Here is a 25648-nt window from a genome sequence, read left to right as displayed (position 1 = left end):
GTGAATTCAGTGATACTGGCACAGGCATTTTCCTGTGCGCCAGCAGAATCGTGTGGTTTTGTAGTGAATACGCCGGCAGGCGAGCATTACTTTCCCTGCCAGAATATTTCAGCTGAACCCACGATGTATTTTCGCATGGCGCCGGAAGATTACCTTCAGGCACAGACGGAGGGGGATGTGGTGGCCCTGGTACACAGCCATCCTGACGGCCTGCCGTTTCTCAGCGATGTTGACCGCCGCCTACAGGTGCAGAGTGGCCTGCCGTGGTGGCTGGTCTGTGATGGCAATATTCACCGCTTTCGCTGCGTTCCGTTCCTCACTGGGCGGGTATTTGAGCACGGTGTCACCGACTGCTACACCCTGTTCCGCGATGCGTACCATCTGGCGGGGATTGAGATGCCGGATTTCGCGCGGAGGGAGGACTGGTGGCAGCAGGGGGATAATCTGTATCTGGATAATCTGGAGGCGACCGGTTTTTACCGGGTGAATGCCACAGAGGCCCAGCCCGGAGACATTCTGATTTGTTGTTTTGGTTCATCGGTTGCCAACCATGCTGCGATTTACTGCGGCGACGGCGAACTGTTGCACCATATTCCTGACCAGCTCAGTAAACGCGAGAGGTATACCGACAAATGGCAACGCCGCACACACTCGATATGGCGACACCGGGCATGGCACGAGTCTGCCTTTACGGGGATTTACAACGATTTGGCCGCCGCTTCAGCCTTAGTATAAAAACGGGGGCCGAGGCCATTTACGCGCTGGCCATCCAGATACCGGGCTTCCGGCAGAAAATGAATGATGGCTGGTATCAGATACGCATCGCCGGTCAGGATGTGGATGAAAAAAGCCTGTCAGCCCGTCTGCATGAGCCGCTGCCTGACGGGGCCGTAATTCATATTATCCCGCGTATGGCGGGTGCAAAGTCCGGTGGTTTCTTTCAGGCGGTACTGGGGGCAGCGTTGATTGTGGCGTCAATATGGATGCCGGGATTAAGTATTGCTGCAAGCAACATCATGTTCTCTCTCGGTGCTTCAATGGCATTGGGGGGCGTGGCCCAGATGCTGGCGCCGAAAGCAAAAACGCCATCGATGAAACAGACCGACAACGGCAAACAGAACACGTATTTTTCGTCGCTGGACAACATGGTGGCGCAGGGAAATGCCTTGCCGGTGCTGTACGGTGAGATGCTGGTCGGCTCGCGCACGATTTCCCAGGAAATCAGCACACGGGATGAAGGTGGCGGCGGGCAGGTTGTGGTCATCGGCCGCTGACATCCGGCTATACATTCTGCATTCTTACATCGTTTTATGCAGAACCGCCTCCGGGCGGTTTTGTCGTTTCAGAGGGAACAGATTATGGGTAAGGGTGGTGGAAGCAGTAAAACACCGCATGAAGCTCCGGATAACCTGAAATCGGGCCAGATGCTGACCGTCATTGATGCCATCTGCGAGGGACCGATTGAAGGTCCGGTGGACGGGCTGAAAAGTGTCAGAATTAACAAAACGCCGGTCATCGACAGCAACGGTAACGCAATGGTTCACGGTGTCACCGTGGTTTACCGTGTAGGGGAGGATGAGCAGACCGCGATGGAGGGGTTCGAAGACTCCGGCGCGGAAACCCTGCTGGGTGTGGAGGTGAAGAAATCAGAGCCAGTGACCCGCACCATTAGCACCAAAACGGTGGACCGCCTGCGTTTTACCTTCGGTGTGCAGTCTCTGATCAGCACCAACAGCAAAGGTGATCGTAACCCGACCAATGTACAGATGCTGATCCAGTTTCGCCGGGACGGATTGTGGCGAACGGAACGGGATATCACTATCACAGGTAAAACGACCACGCAGTTTCTGGCCTCAGTGGTTATCGACAATTTACCGCCGCGCCCGTTTGAAGTCCGCATGCTGCGCCTCACTGATGACAGCACAACGGACATGCTGCAGAACAAAACGGTGTGGTCAGGCTATACCGAAATCATTGATGTGAAACAACGCTACCCGAATACTGCCGTTATCGGGGTAAAAGTGGACGCGGAGCAGTTTGGCAGCCAGCAGGTCACGCGAAACTACCTCCTGCGCGGGCGTATTGTGCCGGTCCCGTCAAATTACGACCCGGTGAAACGCACATATACCGGCCTCTGGGACGGGACCTTTAAGCCGGCATATACAAACAATCCGGCGTGGTGTGTTCTGGACATGCTGACCCACCCACGTTACGGTATGGGGAACCGCATTGGTGTTGCTGATGTGGATAAATGGTCGTTGTATGCCATTGCGCAATACTGCGACCAGCCTGTTTCTGATGGTTTTGGCGGGACCGAGCCGCGTATCACCTGCAATGCGTATCTGGCGGACCAGCGTAAAGCGTGGGACGTGCTGGGGGATTTCTGCTCCCTGATGCGCTGCATGCCGGTCTGGAACGGCAGTAAACTGACCTTTGTGCAGGACCGCCCCGCCGATAAAGTCTGGACCTATACGCAGAGTAATGTGGTGATGCCGGATGACGGTGCGCCGTTTGTCTACAGCTTCAGCGCCCTGAAAGAACGCCACAATGCCGCCGAGGTCCGCTACACCGACCCGGACAACGGCTGGGAGACATCCACTGAACTGGTGGAAAACGACGCTGCCATCCGGCGCTACGGTCGCAACGTCCTGAAGATGGATGCCTTTGCCTGTACCAGCCGGGGGCAGGCGCACCGCGCCGGACTGTGGGCCATCACCACCGAATTGCTGGAAATGCAGACGGTGGATTTCTCCGTGGGAGCCGAAGGACTACGCCACGTTCCCGGCGATATCATTGAGGTCTGCGACAGTGATTATGCCGGCGTGACCGTGGGCGGGCGCGTTCTGTCGGTCGACAGCCTGACGCGCACGCTCACGCTGGACCGCGAGGTGGAAGTCCCCAAAAACGGCAAAACCATGCTGAACCTGGTGGGCAGTGATGGGCAGCCAGTTACTGTCGATATCACGGCACATCCCGCTCCGGACCGCGTGACCGTCAGCCAGTTACCCGATGGCGTGGCGGCGTACAGCGTGTGGGGACTGAAACTGCCGGACCTGCGCCAGCGCCTGTTTCGCTGTGTGGCAATCCGGGAGAATGAGGACGGGACATATGCCATCACCGCCGTGCAACATGTCCCGGAGAAAGAGAGTATCGTGGATAACGGGGCGAAGTTTGACCCGTTGCCCGGAACCAGCATCACGAACACGCCGCCCGCTGTGCAGCACCTCACCACAGAGATTCTGGCAGAGGACGGGCAGTATCAGGCACGGGCACGATGGGATACTCCGCGTGTGGTGAAGGGGGTGAACTTCTCCCTGCGCCTGACGGTGAAAGCGGAAGATAACAGCGACCGCCTGGTCAGCAGCCTGACCCTGAGCGAAACGGAGCACACCTTCCGTAACCTGTCTCCGGGGCGTTACACCCTGACCGTCCGGGCAGTGAACAGCCAGGGACAGCAGGGGGAGCCTGCCAGCACGGATTTCAGTATCGCCGCGCCAGCAGTCCCGTCTTATGTTGAACTGACCCCCGGCTATTTCCAGATAACTGCCACCCCGCGCCAGGCGGTATACGACCCCACGGTGCAGTATGAATTCTGGTTTACGGATACACAGATCGCCGATATCCGCCAGGTGGAAACCGGTGCGCGTTATCTCGGCACGGCGCTGTACTGGATTGCGGCCAGCAGCAGTATCAAACCCGGAAAGGACTATTACTTCTATATCCGGGCCGTGAACCAGGTCGGGAAATCGGCGTTCGTGGAGGCTAAAGGGCAGGCCAGCAACGATGCGGCGGGCTACCTGGAATTTTTCAAAGGGGAAATCACCGAAAGTCATCTGGGGAAAGAGCTGCTGGAAAAGGTGGAACTGACGGAAGACAACGCCAGCCGGCTGGATGAGTTTTCGAAAGAATGGCAGGACGCGAACGGCAAGTGGAATGCCATGTGGGGCGTGAAGATAGAGCAGACCGAGGACGGAAAGCATTATGTGGCTGGTCTGGGCCTGAGTATGGAGGACACGGAAGACGGGAAGGTGAGCCAGTTCCTGGTAGCCGCTGACCGTATCGCGTTTATAAATCCGGCAAACGGCAATGAAACTCCCGCCTTCGTGATGCAGGGTGACCAGATATTTATGAACGAAGTGTTCCTCAAATATCTGACCGCCCCCACCATTACCAGTGGCGGGAATCCCCCCGCCTTCATGCTGACGCCTGACGGCAAACTGACAGCCCGTAATGCGGATATCAGCGGTACGCTGAATGCCTCATCAGGTCGTTTCAGTAACGTGATAATTGATGAAACCTGTGAGGTGAAAGAAATCCGGGCGGAGAGCATTAAGGGCGATATTGTTAAAGCCGCAGGCGCAGCATTTCCCTTTGTCAATGTGGGTTCGTTTGGTGGGTATGCCAGCGGGACGCGGACAGTCATCATTGATGATGATCAGCCCTTTGACCGTCAGGTTATTATCCCGGCGATTGTTTTCAGAGGTAATGAATTCACCAACAACTCTTCTGATTACACCTATGAGGACACCTGTACGCTTGCGGTTTATCGCAATGGCGCGCTGATTTATCAGAAGACATCGGGAAAAGACCCGGTGATTTACAGCGCCGTTATGGATATGCCAGCCGGGCGCGGGCGAATGACGCTGAGTTTCAGTGTCAGTTCCAGGGCACCCAATAACTGGACGCCCTATACCAGTATCAGCGACCTGATGGTAATGGTTACGAAAAAAGCGTCAGCCGGGATCACTATCGTTTAACGACCAGACCGCCTCCGGGCGGTTTTTTTATGGAGGCACTATGCCGGTACTTATATCAGGTATTCTCAGGGATGGGGCAGGAAAGCCTGTGCAGGGCTGCACTATACATCTTAAAGCAAAAAGGACCAGTCCGACCGTTGTTGTGGCGGTGATTTCATCTACTGCCACGGATGCGAACGGCCATTACAGTATTGAGGCTGAGCCGGGTTATTACGGTGTGTCACTGCTGCGGGAAGGTTTTCCTCCCTCTGTGGCCGGAGAGATTTACATCACCCCAACTGATGCGCCGGACACCCTGAATGCGTTTCTCGATGCGCCAAAGGATGCGGACCTGCGTCCGGAGGTGATGAAACGTTTTGAGGAGATGGTAAACCGCGTAGTGGATTTGAGCGGTGCAACAGAGAAAGACCGGGAGCGCGCCGAACAGGCTGCACAGTCAGCAGGGCAGAGCAGGGATTCGGCAGCGTTGTCTGCAACGGCAGCCGCAGAGTCCCAGGCGCAGGCGGAACGCTCTGCAGCTGCTGCTGATGCTTCTGCCCGCTCTGCTGATGATAACGCCCGACAGACGGCGCAGGACGTTCTGGACAGTGGTGCAAATGCGGACGACGCGGCGAAGTCTGCACAGTCATCACAGAATGATGCGTCACGCGCAGAACAGGCCGCTCAGGCATCCGAACACGCCGCCGGTGATTCTGCCCGGTATGCAGAATCCGCCAGACTGAGTGCTGCAGATGCTGACCAGTCCCGTCAGGATGCCGTACAGTCAGCCTTATCGGCACATGAAAGCGAACGTGCCGCCGCTGCTGCACTGGATGACTCCGCCCGGAACGCCGTCAGAGCCGAAAATGCCGCTACTGAAGGCGAACGGTCAGCAACGGCTGCGGCACAGAGCGAACAGGCCGCCAGTGCCAGCGCCAGAAGCGCTGCCACCTCAGAACAGAACGCCGCAACAAGCGCCGGTGAATCAGCACAATCAGCAGAAGAATCGGCAGAGTCTGCCCGCCTTGCCGGACAGCATAAAGACGCTGCAGCACTTTCGGAACAGGGCGCAAAATCCAGCGAAGACAAAGCCGCTAAATCGGCAGAAGACGCGGAGAAAATACTCTCTGATGTACTGAAAACCGATAACAACCTGTCTGAAATTGCTGAGTCGGGTGATGAAGCAGTTGCAGAAGCCCGAAAAAACCTGCAACTTGAAGCAGCAGCATTGCGTAAAGTTGATTTTGGTGGCTCTGGTTCAGGTTTAATGAAAGCGGTAATGGCTACCGGAGCCTATGGTCTGGGTGGTGATGCTGTATATATATCTTCGCAATATAACAAACCGTTTCTTCCTGGCATGGTAGCAAGGGGCTCGGGTTGGTATGTAATAACAGAAATAACATCAGACAGACCATCAGGAGCGAACCCAAGGGGAAGCGCAGGTGATTTAATGTTATGGCAAAAATGCCAGTCTTCAGATGGTAAAATAAATGGAATGCTTATTTATTTTGTCACTGACCGTTATTTTGCCATCAATCGGTATCAAAACGGTTTTTGGTCCGGGTGGTCGCAATTTGACTCAAGGCCAGGAAGTATTCTGCTTTCACTGAGACAAAGCCGGGATAGTGAACCTGATACGGATGGTATTGCACTGCTTGCATTCTGTGGTTCACCGGATAAGAAAACCCTTAAAAGAGGTGATTTTGTTCAGGGGTCGTTGCTCCGCCATGTGTCACTTGTACAGGATTCTCAGGATGGAGTGAGGTTTGTTCGTAGTGCTGAGTCTGCGACAATAGCAGGTGGATATGTCAGTTTGTCTGGAAATTCTGAACTGGTAATAAGTGGTGATGAGTTTATCGTTTCCCTTTTTATGAGAATAAATTAATGGAAAAACACATTGTTCGTAATGCCAGATATCTTTCTGATGGCAGTATTGATTGTGAATTGCTTTTACCTGAGCAGAATATATATATACCAATTACAGTAACCAGTTCATGCACTTCTGAAACTGGTATGGTTTTATGGCAGAAATTTAAAGCTGGTGAGTATGGTGATATTAAACCATACGTTATAACGCCAGAAATTATTAATGCGACCAGAGAAATGAAGCATGCTGAAATAAGTCGCTGGCGTAATGCTCAGGAAAATGGTGGTGTCATCTTTGAACTGGACGGACACCGCTGGGATGGTGGTAAGGCATCACAGGAACGACTTGCGCCGGTGGTGTCAGTTGCAAAAGCGGGAATGCTGCCAGAAGGTTTTTTCTGGACGGATGCGGATAATCACGATATCCCGGTGAATGCGGCTTTCCTGCAACAACTGGAAGCGGCGATGATGCAGGCAATGGTGATTCAGGGCTTCAAAATCCACGAACGACAACGACAGATGAAATATGAGGTATCACAGCTTACGGAGGTGAATGCCATCCTCAACTACCAGCCCGGCTGGACGGAGGAGGAATGAGTCGCTTCACCACGCCAGCGATACTGGAAATGCTGGGACACTACCGATGGCGCGTTTATGCGCCATTTTCTTTTTATCTGACTGACGATACCAGCGATGTGATTGAAGTGCCTGCTGGGTTCGTGACGGATCTTGCCAGTGTCCCGCGTATTCTGTGGCTGCTGTTACCGCCTGACGGGAAGTATGCCAAAGCCGCCATCATTCACGATTACCTGTACGACAATGCCCTGCGAACCAAAGCCGAGGCCGACAGGATATTTCTGGACGGAATGACGGTGCTGGGTGTGCCGAAGCTGAAACGTATGGTTATGTACCAGGCAGTACGGCTGTTTGGCAGGGGGCGCTACAACAAATAAAAAAAGGCGACCAAGGGATCGCCTGTAAGGGTGTTTTTATGACAGGAGTAACTCTTATAATGATTTAAGGAAGGTGCCAGGATGCCTTCCGCAAATCACTATTCAAAAAAAAGGGGCTGCGATAAGTCGCCCCAATGCTTGCATGATACTCAACTTCTTTATCGTTATTTAAGGAAGATACGGGCAGTATTTTCCGCAAATAACACTAAAAAAATGGGCTACGCTCAGCCCAAATATGAATCAGAAAAATACGCAATCCATCGTCTTTGATGGTGATGCAATTTATGCCATAGAAATATGCCAATGAAATTGATTTAAATCAATTTAACAGGCTTTTAACAAGTGGACGGATGAGAAGGAAAAATCCTGGGATTACTCCTTTAACGAAATTTGTCATAAAAACATTTGATTCGATGAGGATGGCCAGATAATACCAGGTTTAAGAAACCAATTTGCAGTGGGGGATGTCTCCCCTGTTTAACCATCTAAAACATTTAAGGATATAAAGGAACCTCGTGAGGAGACTGCCATTAATGGGGGGGGAGTCACGATGACACCACGTCAGCATATGGCTTACTGATAATGTCATATTGCCAGTTGAATATAAGTGAGATCAAATGTACAGAGCCAAAAAAATCTGAAAATGAAGTGACGGGGTTTTACCCTGCTTCGCAGAATGGTACCTTTATAAGGCGGTGATTTCCATATAAGGTGTGGGGCTAAATGGTCATGAAGCATAGGCACTTCAGTGGTTGAGACAAGCAGCGGGTTATGGTTGACCAGCCAGTAACTCACCGGTAGAAATCCGGCACCGCATTGCGTTTAGATGCAGGTAGTTTCGTCCCATTATTGGTAACTAATATGCAAGATGTACTTTCCCAATACTTTGACCAGTTCCCGAACTGGTTTTTTTTCTGCCATTAATGATGGATTAATCCTGCTTTTTCACCAGTTATATATAAATAGTATTCAGTATACATTACATGTGACATTTTTTTAATTTTAAGTTTAAGCATTATTTGATACTTATTAACTCTAAGCGTTGCCAGGCTTATGCCAAGGCTGGATGCTATTCTTAAATCATTATATTGTCTGATTGTTTGCCTTATGATTTCGAACTCTCTGAGAGTTAGTGAAGGAAGGTCGATTTTAGGTCCGTCATAGAAAATATCTGCGTTGACTGAAATATATCTTAGGTTTATCTTACGCGGGATGAATTGAACAGGGCAGTTGGGTTTAAGATTGGAAAACCTGAATGCAGAAAGAAAAATAATCTTGTTAATAAATGTTTTTTGGATGATGTAAAATAATTGGCTAATTGTTAGTTTACAATATGCCACATCAATCAAAAGAGTATCATGGCTTGTGTCTTTTTCACTTAGTATATAAATTGATGGTAATTTAATGATGCTGCTCTCGCCGTATAAATAGTTTAACCCACTATATAAAAGGTTATCATTTGTAAGAATATATAGCATATAAACCACCTTACAGCTAATCACTATGACTAAATATGATTAACGTAATGATCTGCACGATAATGTGCTATGTTATTTATAGTGTACATATGTGATTATGTCGTGTTATCGTGAACATTTTAAGATTAATCTTTATTGAAATGATATAGATTTATGGGGTAAATCAGCTCTATTCCTTTGTATTCAATACTGAATGGGCTGGCTGTAATGTGTGTATTAATACATAGCTATCGAAGCAGAATTTACCATATGGTGAGTGAATAAAGACGTTTAATCTGAAACCAGCCACATATCAGCCTCTTCAAACATTTCCTGAACAGTTCGGTTTATCTGTTCCTTCTCGTGCTTACTGGCGTCAGTGTTGATCGCCGGCAATGTCATCATTGGTTTTACCCGGACATCAGCATCAGGGAAAATCCGGTGAACCCTCTTGGTTAACTCGCCCAGAATGATATCTTTTGCACCGGGCAGACCATCAAAATTCCTTTTGTCATAAACGAGTTCCACGAACATTGCTTATTGCCTCTTTGCTGTATGGATATACAGTATTTATACTGTGTTTTTATCCGGTATTCAAGAGAGGGCGTAAACATGGGCTTTCCTTCACCTGCGGCAGATTATGTTGAAACACGAATCTCCCTCGATCAGCAGTTAATCAGCCAGCCAGCAGCGACTTATTTCATGCGGGCATCGCGTTCACATTTCAGGGAAGGAATACTTCAGGGGGCGCTGCTGGTTGTGGATGCGTCACTTACTGCCTGCGATGGTTCTCTGCTGGTATGCGCAAACGATGGGGAATTCAGGATCAAGCGTTACCGAACACATCCACAACCCCACCTGATTAATCTGGAGAACGGAAGAAGGGAGGCTCTGCCAGTTGATGATGACGCTTACAGTTTAGCACCGGCTATATTCGGGGTAATCACGTACATCATTAATGATGCCAGGAATGCGGAGTTTGATGATATACCTGTATGAGATATCTGAGCATGAATGCTGCATTATGTCATTCGAAATGATGTGCTAAATTATTGATTTAATTGTAGCGTTATGTCGCGTTTTATTGCGAATCGCTGTCTATTATTTAGACTAAAAATTAGATATGTCTATGAAATTTAAAGACATTATCACTTCTGAGGTGTATTTATGAAGCAAACCGTTTATACCGCCAGCCCTGAAAGTCAGCAAATTCATGTCTGGAGCCTGAATCACGAGGGGGCGTTGACGCTGACGCAGGTGGTTGATGTGCCGGGTCAGGTACAACCGATGGTCGTCAGCCCGGATAAGCGCTATCTCTATGTTGGCGTGCGCCCGGAGTTTCGCGTGCTGGCTTATCGTATTGCGCCTGATGACGGTGCGCTAACCTTCGCGGCAGAGTCTGCGCTGCCGGGTAGCCCGACCCATATTTCTACCGATCATCAGGGGCGTTTCGTGTTTGTTGGCTCTTATAACGCGGGCAGCGTAAGTGTTACCCGCCTTGAGGATGGACTGCCGGTAGAGCTGGTTGATGTGGTTGAAGGTCTGGACGGTTGCCACTCGGCCAACATCTCACCGGATAACCGTACCCTGTGGGTTCCGGCGTTGAAACAGGATCGTATTTGCCTGTTTGACGTCAGCGATGATGGCCATCTGGTCGCGCAGGAACCGGCTGAAGTGACTACCGTGGAAGGCGCGGGCCCGCGTCATATGGCGTTCCATCCGAATAAGCAATATGCCTACTGTGTGAACGAGCTGAACAGCTCTGTTGATGTCTGGGAGCTGAAAGATCCGTACGGCAAGATTGAGTGCGTGCAGACGCTGGATATGATGCCTGCTGATTTCTCAGACACCCGTTGGGCGGCAGATATTCACATTACACCAAATGGTCGTCATCTGTACGCTTGCGATCGCACTGCCAGCCTGATTACGATCTTTAGCGTGTCAGAAGACGGTAGCGTGCTGACGAAAGAGGGTTTCCAGCCTACCGAAACTCAGCCGCGTGGTTTTAATATCGATCACAGCGGAAAATACCTGATTGCTGCCGGGCAAAAATCGCACCATATCGCGGTGTATGAGATTGCAGGTGAACAAGGACTGTTGACAGAGAAAGGTCGTTACGCGGTAGGGCAAGGTCCAATGTGGGTGGTGATTAACGCGTACTAAAACGCGCTGGCGTTACAAACGATCCGCAATCTGGTAAAGGTTGCGGATTTTTTTTTATTTAATGAGCGGTAGATTTTCCTGACATTCAGCAACGGATGTCCAAAGGCTATCTTTGTCATCTGACCATAAATTCAGCAGAAGGGAGAAAAATCGCTCAGCGGGAGGGGAGAGAATAGCGTCCTTACGGCGAATAATCCCCAGCGTACGTCTAATGACAGGCTCAACCAGAGGGATCCCTATCAGCGTTGGATGCGGCGTTTGCGGCATGGCAAGTCCTGGTAACGCGGAAACGCCCAATCCCGCCTCAACCAGGCCCAGCGAGGTGGACAGATGGCGGACCTCGTAAAACCAGTTCAACTTCCACGGTTTATCAGTTAAATATTGTTCAATCAATAATCGGTTACCGCTTGAGGAGCGAACGCCTATCAGTTTGTAATTCAGTAATTCTTGCCATTCTACCAACTGTTTATTGGCGAGCGGATGGTCGCGCCGACAGGCCAGAACAAACGGTTCATTAACCAGTGGAGTGAACTCGATAGAGGAATTTGTGATGTTGTTCATGTTTATCCCAAAATCAGCCTCGTTGCAAAGTACGGATTCCATACAATTATTCGTACCTTGTTCAATAATTCGCACTTTGATATTGGGATACAGCTCATTAAATTTCCCGATTGCCAATGGTAAGAAATAGAACACGGCGGTAGGAATACAAGACAATGTCACTATGCCATGATGGTGAGCATTCATTTCACTAATGCTAAAAATGGTTTCATCTAAGGCTCTAATTAATTCTCTGGCTTCAGGTAATAATCTTTCCCCCGCTTTTGTTAATGTAACTTTGCGAGTTGTTCTTTCAAAGAGTTGAGTGTGTAAATACTCTTCCATCTTTTTAATCCTGCGTGTTAATGCAGGTTGCGTAATATTAAGTAACTTGGCGGCATTGTTAAAAGAATCGGACTCTGCCAGTGTGACAAACGCCTTCATGCTTGATAATTCGTGTTTCATTCTGACTCCGGACTAAATCGGGGAAGCCCCTGCCTATGATGAAAGCGTCCAGTGTATCTGCAATTCTTAAATTTCAATTAATAAAAATAAATCATTAATCTCGTAAACAAAGTCATTAGCCACCCTATTCATGACATGCAACCATGTACTCAGTGGAAATAATATTGAGAGCATAATCATGAAAAAAATACCTTGCGTTATGATGCGCGGAGGAACCTCCAGAGGTGCATTTTTATTAGCACAAGATCTACCGCAAGAAGAAAAGCTGCGTGATGAAGTATTGATTAAAATTATGGGTTCTGGCAATGCGCTGGAAATAGACGGTATTGGCGGTGGCAATCCGTTAACCAGCAAAGTCGCGATTATTAGTCGTTCAAATGACCCGAAAGCTGATATCGATTATTTATTTGCGCAGGTATTGGTGCATGAGCAACGGGTCGATACCACGCCGAACTGCGGTAATATGCTTTCCGCCGTTGGCGCGTTTGCTATTGAAAAGGGACTAATTAATGCCGCAATGCCGACAACGCGCGTTCGTATTCGCAATGTAAACACCAACACGTTTATCGAAGCTGATATACAGACGCCGAACGGTGTTGTGGAGTATGAAGGAACATCAAAAATTGACGGTGTCCCGGGCACATCTGCCCCGATTGCGCTGACGTTCCTCAATGCCGCAGGTTCTAAAACTGGGCAAATCTTCCCGACAGGTCAGCAGATTGATTATATCGACTCGGTTCCCGTGACCTGTATGGATATGGCGACACCAGTGGTGATTATTCCTGCTGAATACCTGGGGAAAACGGGTTATGAATCCGCGCAAGATTTAGATGCAGACCGCGAATTATTGGCGCGCATCGAGTCTATTCGTTTACAGGCCGGTGAAGCTATGGGCCTGGGAAATGTCAGTAATAAGGTTATCCCTAAACCTATTCTCATCTCGGCACCCCAGCACGGTGGCGCAATTAATGTTCGTTATTTTATGCCGCACTCTTGCCATAAAGCACTGGCAATTACCGGGGCGATAGCGATCGCCAGCAGTTGTGTCATTAACGGTACTGTTACGCTTCAGGTAACACCAGGCACGCATGACGGGAATATCACTATAGAACATCCTGGTGGGGCCCTTGATATTCATTTAACTAATGAAGGGGATGAACCTGCAACCCTCAGAGCTTCGGTTATTCGTACCGCCAGGAAAATATTCGCTGGTGACGTTTACCTTCCCTGACAGCATTGACCTCATTTTGCTGTGATTACGGAAAATCGAAAAGAATTCTGTACTTAATATACAGATTATCCAGGACTCAAAAATGAACGTTAAATCATTATGGAAGCTAATATTAATATTAGCCATCCCCTGTATTATCGGTTTCATTCCTGCCCCTGCGGGATTAAGTGAACTGGCATGGGTGCTTTTTGGTATTTATCTTGCTGCGATTGTCGGGCTGGTGATCAAACCGTTTCCTGAACCGGTGGTATTATTGATTGCCGTTGCCGCCTCAATGGTGGTTGTTGGAAATTTAGGCGGCGGCGTACTTAAAACCAGCAGCGTGCTGAGTGGCTATGCTTCCGGTACGACATGGCTGGTTTTCTCTGCGTTTACTTTAAGCGCTGCTTTTGTGACGACGGGGCTGGGTAAGCGCATTGCCTATATTCTGATCGGTAAAATAGGTAACACCACGCTTGGCCTGGGATACGTGACTGTGTTCCTTGACCTAGTATTAGCCCCGGCAACACCGTCAAATACGGCGCGCGCGGGTGGCATTGTATTACCCATCATCAATAGTGTTGCGGTGGCGTTAGGCTCTGAGCCGGACAAGAGCCCACGTCGCGTCGGTCATTACCTGATGATGACGGTGTATATGGTCACTAAAACAACCAGCTATATGTTTTTTACTGCGATGGCCGGAAACATTCTGGCATTAAAGATGATCAACGATATCTGTCACTTGCAGCTGAGCTGGGGGGGATGGGCGCTCGCGGCTGCGCTGCCTGGATTAATCATGCTGTTATTGACGCCATTAGTTATTTATTTTATGTATCCACCTGAAATTAAAAAGGTAGATAACAAAACTATTGCTAAGGCCGGGCTTGAGGATTTAGGGCCAATGAAAGGGCGCGAAAAAATGCTGCTGGGCATTTTTGTCCTCGCGTTATTAGGATGGATCTTTAGTAAAACTCTCGGTGTTGATGAATCTACGGTAGCGATTGTCGTAATGGGGACAATGCTCTTATTTGGCGTAGTTACCTGGGATGATGTGGTTAAAAATAAGGGCGGTTGGAATACCTTAATCTGGTATGGCGGTATAATCGGTTTGAGTTCTCTGTTATCAAAAGTGAAGTTTTTTGACTGGTTAGCTGAACTTTTCAAAAATAACCTCGACTTTGGTAACCACGGGAATATTGCGTTCTTTGTGATTCTTTTTTTGAGCATTATTGTTCGTTATTTCTTTGCCTCTGGTAGCGCCTATATTGTGGCCATGATGCCGGTATTTGCCATGTTGGCGAATGTATCCGGGGCTCCACTGATGTTAACTGCATTGGCATTGCTCTTTTCTAACTCTTACGGCGGTATGGTTACCCATTATGGCGGTGCTGCGGGACCGGTTATTTTTGGCGTCGGGTATAACGACATCAAATCGTGGTGGTTGGTTGGCGCAATGCTGACGTTTTTGACGTTCCTCGTCCATATTACGCTGGGTCTTTGGTGGTGGAATATGTTGATTGGCTGGAACATGCTCTAACTAAATCACATCGTTCATTGGTTGTCTGTGCTCAGGTGAGAATACAGCAATGTGGAGTATCTAATGATTAAATTATATGAGAAAGGGATTTATCTCTCCGGTAATAATGAAATTATCGCTGAGGATGAGGTGTCTGAGTCTATCTGTAAAGAAGAGGCGAAAAAAGGAACTATCGCGTGGTCGATTCTCTCAGCGCATAATACGTCCGGTGACATGAATAAGCTTAAAATTAAGTTTGATTCATTAGCTTCACACGATATTACCTTTGTCGGGATTATTCAGACCGCTAAAGCATCAGGGATGGAGCGCTTTCCATTACCGTACGTTCTGACCAACTGCCATAACTCATTATGCGCGGTAGGGGGAACCATTAACGGTGACGATCATATGTTTGGCCTGTCGGCGGCACAACGATACGGCGGAATCTTTGTGCCGCCACATATTGCTGTCATCCATCAGTACATGCGCGAAATGATGGCTGGTGGCGGCAAAATGATCCTCGGTTCAGACAGCCATACGCGTTACGGCGCATTAGGTTCGATGGCGGTGGGGGAAGGGGGCGGTGAGCTGGTTAAACAGCTGTTAAACGATACCTGGGATATTGATTATCCTGGCGTTGTGGCCGTTTATCTGACCGGCAAGCCTGTAGCGGGCGTAGGTCCCCAGGATGTGGCCTTAGCTATCATTGGCGCGGTATTTAAAAATGGCTACGTCAAAAATAAGGTCATGGAGTTTGTCGGCCCTGGCATTCGGCATCTTTCAACGGATTTTCGCAACAGCGTTGATGTGATGACCACCGAAACTACCTGTCTAAGCTCCGTCTGGCAAACGGATGATGACACTCGCAGTTGGCTGGCATTACACGGTCGCGAACAGGATTATCGCCCGCTCAAACCGCAGCCGATGGCCTGGTACGATGGGTGCATTTATGTCGATCTGAGTGCGATTAAGCCGATGATTGCGCTGCCATTTCATCCAAGTAATGTCTATGAGATTGCTACACTCAATGAAAATCTGACGGATATTCTCCGGGAGATTGAAGTTGAATCTGCGCGAATCGCGCAAGGTAAAGCCAGCCTGGCGTTACTGGATAAAGTGGAGAATGGACGCTTAAAAGTGCAGCAAGGTATCATTGCCGGATGCTCGGGAGGCAACTATGAAAATGTGATTGCTGCGGCACAGGCATTACGTGGTCAATCCTGTGGCAATGATGCTTTCTCGCTGGCAATCTATCCCTCTTCACAACCAGTGTTTATGGATTTAGCGCAGAAAGGCGTCGTTGCGGATTTGCTGGGGGAGGGAGCCGTCATCAGAACCGCGTTCTGTGGCCCATGCTTTGGTGCGGGCGATACGCCAATCAACAATGGTCTTAGTATCCGCCATACCACGCGTAACTTCCCCAACCGCGAAGGTTCGAAGCCGGGCAACGGGCAAATGTCCGCCGTTGCGCTGATGGATGCACGTTCGATAGCGGCAACGGCCGCCAACGGGGGATACCTCACTGCTGCAACGGAGCTGGACTGCTGGGATGCGTTGCCAGACTATGCGTTTAACCCTGCGCCTTATAAGAGCCGCGTATACCAGGGCTTTGTCAAAGGGGCCACGCAGCAGCCGCTCATTTATGGCCCGAATATTAAAGACTGGCCGGAGCTGGGCGCATTAACGGAAAATATTCTGCTGAAAGTGGCCTCAAAAATCCTTGATGATGTGACAACGACGGATGAGCTTATTCCGTCCGGAGAAACCTCTTCGTATCGTTCCAATCCTTTGGGATTGGCTGAATTTACACTTTCCCGACGCGATCCCGGCTATGTTGGCAGAAGCAAGGCGGTCGCTGAACGGGAAAAACAACGTCAGGCGGGTGACGTTAGCGAACTGGCGTCCGTTTTCGCACGCATCCAGCAGATTACTGGTCAGGAAAATATGCAACCATTGGAGACTGAGATTGGCAGCATGATTTATGCCGTCAAGCCTGGAGATGGTTCTGCACGCGAGCAGGCGGCAAGCTGTCAGCGAGTGATCGGTGGATTGGCAAATATCGCCCAGGAATATGCCACCAAACGTTACCGTTCCAATGTGATCAACTGGGGTATGTTACCGCTACAAATGGCAGAGAAACCCTCTTTTAAGGTCGGGGACTATATCTATATTCCCGGTATTCGCCGTGCGCTGGATGCGTGCAGCCGCGAGATAAAAGCGTACGTTCTTCATGATGATGGCGCAGTGAGTGAAATCAGCTTGTATATGGAAAGCCTGACCGCCGAGGAGCGTGAAATTATTAAAGCGGGGAGTTTGATTAACTTTAATAAATCGCGTTTGGTGTAACACCATAAAAAAGGTCGCCAGCGTCAATATGGCGACCTTTTTTTATTCAGGCATTACTGTTTCGGCTCGGCAACCACTTTGCTACCGATACCGCGGTTGTTGTATTCCCACATGCGGTTGAAGTTGGTGTCGTTCAGGTTGCGCTGGATTTCACCTTTGTCATTTTCCGCACCGGTATTACCAGCAAATGGACGCTTCGCGATAACACTGTCACCCCATGTTTTGGCCATGTTGAAACCTTCGTTGATCACGCTGTCGCGGATAACGACCTGACCATTAGTGTTCGAATCGACATCCAGCGAACGGCCTAACTGTGCCACGCCATCGCCACTTGCCGTGAAGCGGCTATTTGTAGCGAGGAAACCGTAATAGATGTTTGACAGGGTAGCCGGTGCAAACACATAGGCTTCCTTCTGTGTGCGGGAGTTCACTACGCGGAAATCGGTGTTCTCGAACACCACTGCGCCACGACCAGAAACGATATCCACATCACCTTCAATGTAGCTGTTGGTTACCAGCGTGCGAGGCTGACGATCGTTTTCCAGACGGTTTTGTACACCGCTGTTGGTCACGAAAAACGTATTCTGGCGGCCAAGAATGTTGACCTTGTTGATCTGCACTTTATCGCCATCGGTACGCAACGCAACGGCCGGGTGGTTACCCGCATCAACGCTGTCACCCAGATTGTTTTCGATGGTCAGATTCTGCAATTGCAGGCCGTTATTCTGCGACCAGACGACAGCAGAACACATCACGCCAATATTCGCGCCGCGTTTGTTCTGGCAATTATCAAACATATACCACGCCGGTTTGCCTGGCATATATTTACCGCCCGGGTTCACCGTATGGCGCCAGTCTGCAGGACTCATGTCACCGTCAATGGCCAGGCCAATTTTCACATCCAGTGGTTTTTCGCCCATACCGTACAGCGTCAGGCTACCCGTTGCAGCCGGGATATAAACCGTACCCTGATATTCACCTGGCAAAATCGCGATGTACTGACGTTTGTTAGTACGTTTGATGATTGCCGCATCCACTGCCGCCTGAATGCTGGTATGGGTGACGCCCTGAGTCCCTGCCGGGCCGACAACAAAGTCAGGTTGCGCAGGCAGAGAAATAGCAGAAGGGCTCCACGGCTGAGTATTTGGCGTCAGCGCGGAAAAATAGTGTGCAGCGACGAAATTTTTCGCTTCATTGGCCGACAGAATCGGGCGCGAGGAGGTACCTGGCGCGCTCTGATCGGAAGGAATTTGATCGGGCGGTGTAGAGCTACAGGCGGTCAGCGTCACGCCAAAAGCCATTGCCAGCGCCAGACGGGAAACTGATGAAATGTTCACAGGTTGCTCCGGGCTTTGAAAGTTATCCATTGAAGCCTGCTTTTTTATACTAAGTTGAGCGAAACGGAAAGGCGAAAAGGTAAAAAGTTGTTTTTTATAGCAGCAATAGCGGATGTGGAGCGTTCTGAAGTCACAATTAAATAACATTTATCGCCCTTCAGGTTGACAACATCCGCAGGATCTCAATAAATGTCTATACAACCTATGACAAGTGGTGAGTGGAATGCAGCAATTTTTCCCTGATGATGCCATCTGGCGTAATGTCCGCCTGGCGACCATGGATCCTGAACGTAATACCCCGTATGGGCTGGTGGACGATCATGCGCTGATTATTCGTCAGGGCAAAATTCGCGCTATCGTGCCGGAATCCTCATTATACCGTACACATGACAATACCTTTGATATGCAGGGCAGATTGATTACGCCGGGTCTGATTGACTGCCATACGCATCTGGTGTTTGGTGGAAACCGCGCAGACGAGTGGGAACAACGGCTCAACGGGGCCTCTTACCAGCAGATAAGCGCCCAGGGCGGGGGGATCAATGCCACCGTATCAGCGACTCGCAGCGCCACGGACGAACAACTTTTACACGTTGCCCATCAGCGGATGGACCATCTGATCAACGAAGGCGTTACGTTGCTGGAAATTAAATCCGGTTACGGTCTGGATTTGCAGACAGAAGAGAAGATTTTACGCGTGGCGGCGGGGCTGGCGGCGGAAAATATCGTGGAAATAAGTCCGACGCTGTTGGCTGCGCATGCGACTCCAGCGGAATTCAGGGATGATCCTGACGGCTATATTACGCTGGTGTGCGAGACCATTTTGCCGCAGCTGTGGGAACAAGGTTTGTTTGAGACCGTCGATCTGTTCTGTGAAAGCGTCGGATTTAACCTCGCGCAGAGTGAACGGGTATTTCAGGCCGCACAGGCGTTGGGCATTCCGGTTAAGGGTCACGTTGAACAGTTGTCGCTGCTCGGTGGCGCGCAGTTGGTCAGCCGCTATTACGGGTTATCCGCCGATCATATTGAATATCTGGATGAAGCGGGCGTCGCGGCGATGAGCCAAAGCGGCACGGTCGGCGTGCTGCTGCCCGGCGCGTTCTATTTCCTCAAAGAACAGCAGCGCCCGCCGGTAGAACTGCTGCGTCAATATCAGGTCCCAATGGCGGTGGCGACGGATTTCAACCCCGGCACCAGCCCATTTATCAGCCTGCACTGGGCGATGAACATGGCCTGCGTCCAGTTTGGTTTAACGCCGGAAGAAGCATGGGCTGGCGTAACTCGCCATGCGGCCCGGGCGCTGGGGCGTCATGCCACTCACGGACAACTGAAGGCCGGGTTTGTGGCCGATTTTGTGGTGTGGGATGCGACTCTTCCTGTCGAGATCCTGTATGAGCCTGGGCGTAACCCACTCTACCAGCGCGTATTCCGAGGACAACCATCATGATGAACTGGCATCCCGCTTCTCCCGCGCTTTGGCAAGGTCGCGATGACCGCGCTGAATCGCCAACTGCGCTGCGCCTGTTTCAGACCATCACGCTCAGTGCAGCGTTTAGCCCTGAAAACTATCGCGAGAAGATAGCGCTATTGGGATTTGCCTGCGATGAAGGCGTGAAACGTAATCAGGGACGCACGGGCGCCGCCGGAGCCCCCGATGCACTGCGCAAAGCGCTGGCAAATTTAGCCAGTCACCACGGTCATGATCGGCTGGTGGATCTGGGTAATATTGTGGCGCAGGCTCCCGATCTCGAAGGCGCGCAGCAGGCGTTACGCCATGCTGTGCAACGCTGCCAGCAGGCTGAAATGCGCACCTTCGTGTTGGGTGGGGGGCATGAAACCGCCTTTGCCCACGGCGCGGGTGTGCTGGATGCTTTCTCGCGCTCAACCGTAGGTATCGTTAACCTCGATGCCCACCTGGATTTACGTCATGCTGACCAGGCGACTTCTGGTACGCCTTTTCGCCAGTTGGCTCAGCTCTGTGATGCACAGCAGCGTGAATTTCATTACGCCTGCTTTGGCGTTAACCGCGCCGCCAACACTCAGGCGTTGTGGGATGAAGCGCAGCAACGCAATGTTACCGTGGTGGAGGATCTGCACTGTCATAACGCGCAGGCGCAGATGGCGCAGTTCATATCAAGCGTCGACGTTATCTATCTGACTATCGATCTCGACGTTTTGCCGGTCTGGGAAATGCCTGCGGTGTCCGCTCCTGCCGCGCTGGGTGTACCGCTGTCTACATTGCTCAGGCTGATTGAGCCGCTTTGTCGCAGTGGTAAATTACAAGCGGTGGACATGGTTGAATTTAATCCCCGTTTTGACGATGATGGCAACGCGGCGCGCGTTGCGGCGCGGCTTGGCTGGCAAATCGCACACTGGTGGCACTGACGTGCCTGATAACGTTACGCTGCCATTTGGCAACTCTTATTCTCAGCTTAAGGAAGGCTTACGCATGCAACCATCCCGTTCTGCTCCGGCGCCTTTTTACGAAAAGGTCAAACAGGAGATCAGCGAAAAGATAGCCAGCGGTATCTGGCAAGCTCACGATCGCATTCCGTCTGAGGCAGAGCTGGTGGCGCAGTATGGTTTCAGCCGCATGACCATCAACCGGGCGCTGCGTGAGCTAACCGATGAAGGTTTACTGGTGCGTTTGCAGGGCGTAGGGACGTTTGTTGCCGAGCCAAAAGGGCAGTCCGCGCTGTTTGAAATTCGCAGCATCGCGGATGAAATCAACGCCCGTAAGCATCAGCACCGATGTGAGGTGCTGACCCTGGAGAGAACCTCGGCAAACGTGCAGCAGGCTTTGGAGTTAAACGTCAAAGAGGGCACCTCCATTTTTCACTCTGTCATGGTGCACTACGAGAACAACCTACCCGTGCAGATTGAAGATCGCTGCGTGAATGCCGAAATTGTGCCCGAGTATCTGGCGCAGGATTACAGCCAGACCACGCCGCACGCATACCTTTCACTGATAGCCCCCTTGACCGAAGGTGAGCATATCGTTGAGGCCGTTCGCGCCAGCGCCGAAGAGTGCGCGCTGCTGAACATCAAAGAACACGATCCCTGCCTGCTGATCCGCCGCAAGACCTGGTCCGCGTCATCCATTGTCTCTCATGCCCGTTTGCTGTTCCCGGGTTCCCGCTATCGTCTGCAGGGGCGTTTCATGTCCTGATCCAGGAGATGAAAACCGTGATTGCTGCCGCAGTATAATAAAATTGTATCTTAATTGTTAAATTTGACCTTGTGATAGCTTGTATAGACAAGTATATGTTACTTATCTGTCCGAACGTTCGCGAGGAGTGCTCTACCATGTCTCATAGCAAGTATCGTCAGCAGGATATTCGTGCCCCACGAGGCACCACCTTAACGGCCAAAAGCTGGCTGACCGAAGCGCCGCTGCGCATGTTAATGAACAATCTTGATCCCGATGTGGCAGAAAATCCGCATGAGCTGGTGGTTTACGGTGGGATCGGTCGTGCGGCGCGGGACTGGGAGTGCTATGACGCCATCGTCAACGCGTTGATCAAACTGGAGACCGATGAGACGCTGCTGGTCCAGTCCGGTAAACCGGTTGGCGTGTTCAAAACCCATGACAACGCGCCGCGCGTGCTGATTGCCAACTCCAACCTGGTGCCACATTGGGCTACCTGGGAACACTTCAACGAGCTGGATGCCAAAGGACTGGCGATGTACGGTCAGATGACCGCCGGGAGCTGGATCTACATCGGCAGCCAGGGCATCGTGCAGGGGACGTATGAAACCTTCGTTGAAGCAGGTCGTCAGCATTATCAGGGTAACCTGAACGGACGCTGGGTACTGACCGCCGGGCTTGGTGGCATGGGCGGGGCGCAACCGTTAGCCGCTACGCTTGCAGGGGCGTGTTCGCTGAACATTGAATGCCAGCAGAGCCGGATCGATTTCCGTCTGCGTACCCGTTACGTGGACGAGCAGGCGACATCACTGGACGATGCGCTGGCGCGTATCGATAAGTACACCCGCGAGGGTAAAGCAGTCTCTATTGCGCTGTGCGCGAACGCCGCCGACGTTGTGCCGGAACTGGTGAAACGTGGTGTGCGCCCGGATATGGTCACCGACCAGACCAGCGCCCACGATCCGCTGCATGGTTATCTGCCGTCCGGCTGGAGCTGGGAAGAGTATCAGGCGAAAGCGGTGTCCGATCCGCAGGGCACGGTGCAGGCGGCGAAACGCTCCATGGCAACACACGTCGAGGCGATGCTGGCGTTTAGCAAAATGGGCGTGCCGACGTTTGATTACGGCAATAACATTCGCCAGATGGCCAAAGAGATGGGCGTGGAAAGCGCTTTTGATTTCCCCGGCTTCGTACCAGCTTACATTCGACCGTTGTTCTGTCGCGGCATTGGCCCGTTCCGTTGGGTGGCGCTTTCCGGCGATCCGCAGGATATTTATAAAACCGATGCCAAAGTGAAAGAGATCGTGGCAGATGATACACATCTGCACCACTGGCTGGATATGGCGCGTGAGCGGATTAATTTTCAGGGTTTACCGGCGCGTATCTGCTGGGTCGGCCTGGAGTGGCGTCAGAAACTGGGGCTGGCGTTTAACGAGATGGTGCGTAGCGGTGAAGTGTCCGCGCCGATTGTTATTGGCCGTGACCATCTGGACTCAGGTTCTGTTGCCAGCCCAAACCGCGAAACTGAAGCCATGCGCGACGGTTCTGACGCGGTATCCGACTGGCCGTTGTTGAATGCACTGCTTAATACAGCCAGTGGCGCGACCTGGGTATCACTGCACCACGGTGGCGGGGTAGGAATGGGCTTCTCCCAGCATGCCGGGATGGTGATTGTGTGTGATGGTACCGATGAAGCCGCTGCGCGTATCGCCCGGGTCTTACACAACGATCCGGCGACCGGGGTGATGCGTCACGCCGACGCCGGGTATGACATTGCGGTGGAATGCGCCGTCGAAGAAGGGCTGAATTTGCCGATGATTGCTGCGACGCAGGAGAAACACTGATATGAACACCATGACATTAACACCGGGTCATCTGAGCTTTGCGCAACTACGCGACATCTGGCAGCAGCCGGTCAAACTGAGCCTGGATGCTGCCGCGATTGATGCTATCAACGCCAGCGTCGCCTGCGTCAATAATATTGTCACTGAAGGCCGCACGGCGTATGGCATTAATACGGGGTTTGGCTTGCTGGCCCAGACCCGTATCGCCACGGAAGACTTGCAGAATTTGCAGCGCTCGCTGGTGCTTTCCCATGCGGCGGGCGTCGGCGAGGCGCTCGATGACGCCATGGTTCGCCTGATTATGGTGTTGAAAATCAACAGTCTGGCGCGCGGTTTTTCCGGTATTCGTCTGAGCGTGATCGATGCGCTGATCGCACTGGTGAATGCCGAAGTGTATCCGCTTATCCCGGCGAAAGGCTCGGTGGGAGCATCGGGCGACCTGGCGCCGCTTGCGCATATGTCTCTGACGCTGCTGGGCGAAGGTAAAGCGCGCTGGCAGGGGGAATGGTTTCCGGCAACTGAAGCGCTGAAAAAGGCCGGGCTGGAGCCAATTACGCTGGAGGCGAAAGAAGGGCTGGCGCTGCTCAATGGTACTCAGGCTTCCACCGCCTTTGCGCTGCGCGGACTAATTGAAGCTCAGGAGCTGTTCGCATCTGCAACGGTGTGCGGGGCGCTGACCACCGAAGCCGTGCTGGGTTCTCGTCGTCCGTTTGATGCCCGTATTCATGCCGCGCGAGGACAGCGTGGGCAGATTGATGCTGCGACGCTGTACCGTCACGTATTGACCGACACCAGCGCACTTTCACAGTCGCATCATAACTGTGAAAAAGTGCAGGATCCGTATTCTCTGCGCTGTCAGCCGCAGGTGATGGGGGCGTGTCTGACGCAAATGCGCCAGGCAATGGATGTTCTGCTGGTCGAAGCCAACGCGGTTTCCGACAATCCGCTGGTGTTCGCCGAAGAGGGGGATGTCATTTCTGGCGGCAACTTCCATGCTGAACCGGTGGCGATGGCGGCAGATAATCTGGCGCTGGCGATCGCGGAAATCGGGTCGTTATCAGAACGACGTATTGCGCTGATGATGGACAAACATATGTCGCAGTTGCCGCCGTTCCTGGTGAAAAACGGCGGGGTGAACTCCGGATTTATGATTGCTCAGGTAACCGCGGCCGCGCTGGCGAGCGAGAACAAAGCGCTGGCGCATCCGCACAGCGTGGACAGCCTGCCGACCTCCGCCAATCAGGAAGATCATGTCTCTATGGCGCCAGCGGCGGGCCGCAGACTATGGGAGATGGCGGCGAATACGCGCGGCGTGATTGCCGTAGAATGGCTGGCTGCGTGTCAGGGGATTGACCTGCGAGAAGGGTTAACCTCAAGCCCGCTGCTGGAGCAGGCGCGCCTGGCTTTGCGCGCGCAGGTTGCCCACTATACGCAGGATCGCTTTTTCGCCCCGGATATCGAGTGCGCGACCGAACTGCTAGCCCAGGGAACCTTGTTGAAACTGTTGCCTGAGTTTCTGTAACACAATGCCGGATACGCTGTCGCTTATCCGGCACAGAGGTTAACTAAACATCGCCGTAATCGAGGCGCTGGCGAGCGAGTGGAAATGGACATTAAATCCGACCATCGCGCCGCTGGCACCCTCATCGACATCAAGACGCTCCACATCCAGCGCATGAACCGTAAAGATATAACGATGGGTTTCACCTTTCGGCGGCGCGGCGCCACCATAACCTGCTTTACCAAAATCCGTGCGTGTTTGCAGTACGCCTTCCGGCAACGCAACCAGCCCTGAGCCGTACCCTTGCGGTAAAACCCGGGTATCTGCAGGCAGGTTAACCACCAGCCAGTGCCACCAGCCGGAGCCGGTTGGCGCATCAGGATCGTAGCAGGTTACGACAAAGCTTTTGGTCCCAGCGGGTACGTCATCCCACGCCAGATGCGGAGAAATGTTATCCCCGTCATACCCCATGCCGTTAAAGACGTGGCGATGAGGAAGCTTTTCGCCATCGCGCAAATCGTTACTGATTAGTTTCATGCTGACTCCTCTCGTTAGCCAAAAAGTGT

21 protein-coding genes are annotated in these 25648 nt (G+C 51.6%); 16 read left to right on the top strand and 5 right to left on the bottom strand.

The window, feature by feature from the left end; all coding sequences use genetic code 11:
* The 6 genes from ACU8YC_RS09225 (at position 1) to ACU8YC_RS09200 (ending at position 7555) form a co-directional block, all read left to right on the top strand.
* Complete coding sequence (locus tag ACU8YC_RS09225) at positions 1 to 735, top strand: C40 family peptidase (protein ID WP_446895244.1); 735 nt, start codon at positions 1 to 3, stop codon at positions 733 to 735.
* Positions 633 to 1274 carry a tail assembly protein gene (locus tag ACU8YC_RS09220; RefSeq protein ID WP_446895243.1) on the top strand — a complete coding sequence of 214 codons (642 nt, stop codon included), beginning with the start codon at positions 633 to 635 and terminating at the stop codon, positions 1272 to 1274. Before ACU8YC_RS09225 ends, ACU8YC_RS09220 begins: the two co-directional genes overlap by 103 nt.
* Before the next feature lie 84 nt (positions 1275 to 1358).
* Positions 1359 to 4757 carry a phage attachment tail tip protein J gene (gpJ, locus tag ACU8YC_RS09215; protein ID WP_446895242.1) on the top strand — a complete coding sequence of 1133 codons (3399 nt, stop codon included), beginning with the start codon at positions 1359 to 1361 and terminating at the stop codon, positions 4755 to 4757.
* Positions 4758 to 4797: 40 nt separating this feature from the next.
* Positions 4798 to 6621 carry a prophage tail fiber N-terminal domain-containing protein gene (locus tag ACU8YC_RS09210; protein WP_446895241.1) on the top strand — a complete coding sequence of 608 codons (1824 nt, stop codon included), beginning with the start codon at positions 4798 to 4800 and terminating at the stop codon, positions 6619 to 6621.
* Positions 6621 to 7199: a DUF4376 domain-containing protein gene (locus ACU8YC_RS09205; RefSeq protein ID WP_446895240.1), complete on the top strand. Its 579-nt coding sequence runs from the start codon at positions 6621 to 6623 to the stop codon at positions 7197 to 7199. The genes ACU8YC_RS09210 and ACU8YC_RS09205 overlap by 1 nt, the downstream gene beginning before the upstream one ends.
* The gene (locus tag ACU8YC_RS09200; protein ID WP_446895239.1) at positions 7196 to 7555 is read left to right on the top strand and encodes a DUF1353 domain-containing protein; all 360 of its coding nucleotides are present in this window, start codon (positions 7196 to 7198) and stop codon (positions 7553 to 7555) included. Before ACU8YC_RS09205 ends, ACU8YC_RS09200 begins: the two co-directional genes overlap by 4 nt.
* Before the next feature lie 920 nt (positions 7556 to 8475).
* Here the strand turns inward: ACU8YC_RS09200 and ACU8YC_RS09195 are convergent.
* Together ACU8YC_RS09195 and ACU8YC_RS09190 are read right to left on the bottom strand one after the other, a co-directional pair.
* Positions 8476 to 9033 carry a LuxR C-terminal-related transcriptional regulator gene (locus tag ACU8YC_RS09195; RefSeq protein WP_446895238.1) on the bottom strand — a complete coding sequence of 186 codons (558 nt, stop codon included), beginning with the start codon at positions 9031 to 9033 and terminating at the stop codon, positions 8476 to 8478.
* Between the two features lie 270 nt (positions 9034 to 9303).
* Positions 9304 to 9546, bottom strand: coding sequence for a DinI family protein (locus ACU8YC_RS09190; RefSeq protein WP_086551120.1), 243 nt, complete (start codon positions 9544 to 9546; stop codon positions 9304 to 9306).
* A gap of 78 nt (positions 9547 to 9624) precedes the next feature.
* Between ACU8YC_RS09190 and ACU8YC_RS09185 the strand changes: the two genes are divergently transcribed.
* Positions 9625 to 10011: a HumD family translesion DNA polymerase gene (locus ACU8YC_RS09185; protein WP_446895237.1), complete on the top strand. Its 387-nt coding sequence runs from the start codon at positions 9625 to 9627 to the stop codon at positions 10009 to 10011.
* A 168-nt stretch (positions 10012 to 10179) separates the two neighbouring features.
* Positions 10180 to 11175, top strand: coding sequence for a 6-phosphogluconolactonase (gene pgl, locus ACU8YC_RS09180; RefSeq protein ID WP_187252774.1), 996 nt, complete (start codon positions 10180 to 10182; stop codon positions 11173 to 11175).
* 54 nt (positions 11176 to 11229) lie between these two features.
* On the opposite strand, the gene ACU8YC_RS09175 is transcribed toward pgl, so the two are convergent.
* Complete coding sequence (locus tag ACU8YC_RS09175) at positions 11230 to 12180, bottom strand: LysR family transcriptional regulator (protein WP_187260168.1); 951 nt, start codon at positions 12178 to 12180, stop codon at positions 11230 to 11232.
* 178 nt (positions 12181 to 12358) lie between these two features.
* Here ACU8YC_RS09175 and ACU8YC_RS09170 point away from each other — a divergent pair, with 178 nt between their 5' ends.
* The 3 genes from ACU8YC_RS09170 to ACU8YC_RS09160 all read left to right on the top strand — a co-directional run bounded on the left by ACU8YC_RS09170 (position 12359) and on the right by ACU8YC_RS09160 (position 17252).
* Positions 12359 to 13411 (top strand): 4-oxalomesaconate tautomerase, encoded by a 1053-nt coding sequence (locus ACU8YC_RS09170; protein WP_370618711.1) that lies wholly within the window; start codon positions 12359 to 12361, stop codon positions 13409 to 13411.
* An 82-nt stretch (positions 13412 to 13493) separates the two neighbouring features.
* Positions 13494 to 14927, top strand: a complete 1434-nt coding sequence (locus ACU8YC_RS09165) for an anion permease (protein ID WP_151219581.1) — start codon at positions 13494 to 13496, stop codon at positions 14925 to 14927.
* Positions 14928 to 14990: 63 nt separating this feature from the next.
* Complete coding sequence (locus ACU8YC_RS09160; protein WP_446895236.1) at positions 14991 to 17252, top strand: hydratase; 2262 nt, start codon at positions 14991 to 14993, stop codon at positions 17250 to 17252.
* A gap of 53 nt (positions 17253 to 17305) precedes the next feature.
* Here the strand turns inward: ACU8YC_RS09160 and ACU8YC_RS09155 are convergent, their stop codons facing one another.
* Entirely contained in the window at positions 17306 to 18589 is a 1284-nt protein-coding gene (locus ACU8YC_RS09155) for a putative acyl-CoA thioester hydrolase (RefSeq protein WP_446895235.1), read from the bottom strand.
* A 223-nt stretch (positions 18590 to 18812) separates the two neighbouring features.
* Here ACU8YC_RS09155 and hutI point away from each other — a divergent pair, with 223 nt between their 5' ends.
* The 5 genes from hutI (at position 18813) to hutH (ending at position 25103) form a co-directional block, all read left to right on the top strand.
* Complete coding sequence (gene hutI, locus ACU8YC_RS09150) at positions 18813 to 20036, top strand: imidazolonepropionase (protein ID WP_414078099.1); 1224 nt, start codon at positions 18813 to 18815, stop codon at positions 20034 to 20036.
* Entirely contained in the window at positions 20033 to 20974 is a 942-nt protein-coding gene (gene hutG / locus ACU8YC_RS09145; protein WP_286537998.1) for a formimidoylglutamase, read from the top strand. Before hutI ends, hutG begins: the two co-directional genes overlap by 4 nt.
* A 64-nt stretch (positions 20975 to 21038) precedes the next feature.
* Positions 21039 to 21758: a histidine utilization repressor gene (locus ACU8YC_RS09140; RefSeq protein ID WP_286537996.1), complete on the top strand. Its 720-nt coding sequence runs from the start codon at positions 21039 to 21041 to the stop codon at positions 21756 to 21758.
* Positions 21759 to 21895: 137 nt separating this feature from the next.
* Complete coding sequence (hutU, locus tag ACU8YC_RS09135; RefSeq protein ID WP_252838031.1) at positions 21896 to 23581, top strand: urocanate hydratase; 1686 nt, start codon at positions 21896 to 21898, stop codon at positions 23579 to 23581.
* 1 nt (position 23582) lies between these two features.
* A complete protein-coding gene (gene hutH, locus ACU8YC_RS09130; RefSeq protein WP_278238553.1) occupies positions 23583 to 25103 on the top strand; it encodes a histidine ammonia-lyase in 1521 nt (506 codons plus the stop codon).
* 39 nt (positions 25104 to 25142) lie between these two features.
* Here the strand turns inward: hutH and ACU8YC_RS09125 are convergent, their stop codons facing one another.
* Entirely contained in the window at positions 25143 to 25619 is a 477-nt protein-coding gene (locus ACU8YC_RS09125) for a kinase inhibitor (protein WP_151219588.1), read from the bottom strand.
* Between the last annotated feature and the right edge of the window lie 29 nt (positions 25620 to 25648).

Source organism: Citrobacter sp. VF227 (assembly GCF_052950715.1).
The sequence above is the reverse complement of the archived record's forward strand: the minus strand, read 5'-3'. Positions and strand labels throughout refer to the sequence as shown.

Excerpts from the sequence above, each read along its gene's own strand:
- ACU8YC_RS09220 (WP_446895243.1), top strand. The coding sequence starts at position 633 with ATGGCAACGCCGCACACACTCGATATGGCGACACCGGGCATGGCACGA.
- gpJ (WP_446895242.1), top strand. The coding sequence starts at position 1,359 with ATGGGTAAGGGTGGTGGAAGCAGTAAAACACCGCATGAAGCTCCGGAT.
- ACU8YC_RS09210 (WP_446895241.1), top strand. The coding sequence starts at position 4,798 with ATGCCGGTACTTATATCAGGTATTCTCAGGGATGGGGCAGGAAAGCCT.
- ACU8YC_RS09205 (WP_446895240.1), top strand. The coding sequence starts at position 6,621 with ATGGAAAAACACATTGTTCGTAATGCCAGATATCTTTCTGATGGCAGT.
- ACU8YC_RS09200 (WP_446895239.1), top strand. The coding sequence starts at position 7,196 with ATGAGTCGCTTCACCACGCCAGCGATACTGGAAATGCTGGGACACTAC.
- ACU8YC_RS09195 (WP_446895238.1), bottom strand. The coding sequence starts at position 9,033 with ATGCTATATATTCTTACAAATGATAACCTTTTATATAGTGGGTTAAAC.
- ACU8YC_RS09190 (WP_086551120.1), bottom strand. The coding sequence starts at position 9,546 with ATGTTCGTGGAACTCGTTTATGACAAAAGGAATTTTGATGGTCTGCCC.
- ACU8YC_RS09185 (WP_446895237.1), top strand. The coding sequence starts at position 9,625 with ATGGGCTTTCCTTCACCTGCGGCAGATTATGTTGAAACACGAATCTCC.
- pgl (WP_187252774.1), top strand. The coding sequence starts at position 10,180 with ATGAAGCAAACCGTTTATACCGCCAGCCCTGAAAGTCAGCAAATTCAT.
- ACU8YC_RS09175 (WP_187260168.1), bottom strand. The coding sequence starts at position 12,180 with ATGAAACACGAATTATCAAGCATGAAGGCGTTTGTCACACTGGCAGAG.
- ACU8YC_RS09170 (WP_370618711.1), top strand. The coding sequence starts at position 12,359 with ATGAAAAAAATACCTTGCGTTATGATGCGCGGAGGAACCTCCAGAGGT.
- ACU8YC_RS09165 (WP_151219581.1), top strand. The coding sequence starts at position 13,494 with ATGAACGTTAAATCATTATGGAAGCTAATATTAATATTAGCCATCCCC.
- ACU8YC_RS09160 (WP_446895236.1), top strand. The coding sequence starts at position 14,991 with ATGATTAAATTATATGAGAAAGGGATTTATCTCTCCGGTAATAATGAA.
- hutI (WP_414078099.1), top strand. The coding sequence starts at position 18,813 with ATGCAGCAATTTTTCCCTGATGATGCCATCTGGCGTAATGTCCGCCTG.
- hutG (WP_286537998.1), top strand. The coding sequence starts at position 20,033 with ATGATGAACTGGCATCCCGCTTCTCCCGCGCTTTGGCAAGGTCGCGAT.
- ACU8YC_RS09140 (WP_286537996.1), top strand. The coding sequence starts at position 21,039 with ATGCAACCATCCCGTTCTGCTCCGGCGCCTTTTTACGAAAAGGTCAAA.
- hutU (WP_252838031.1), top strand. The coding sequence starts at position 21,896 with ATGTCTCATAGCAAGTATCGTCAGCAGGATATTCGTGCCCCACGAGGC.
- hutH (WP_278238553.1), top strand. The coding sequence starts at position 23,583 with ATGAACACCATGACATTAACACCGGGTCATCTGAGCTTTGCGCAACTA.
- ACU8YC_RS09125 (WP_151219588.1), bottom strand. The coding sequence starts at position 25,619 with ATGAAACTAATCAGTAACGATTTGCGCGATGGCGAAAAGCTTCCTCAT.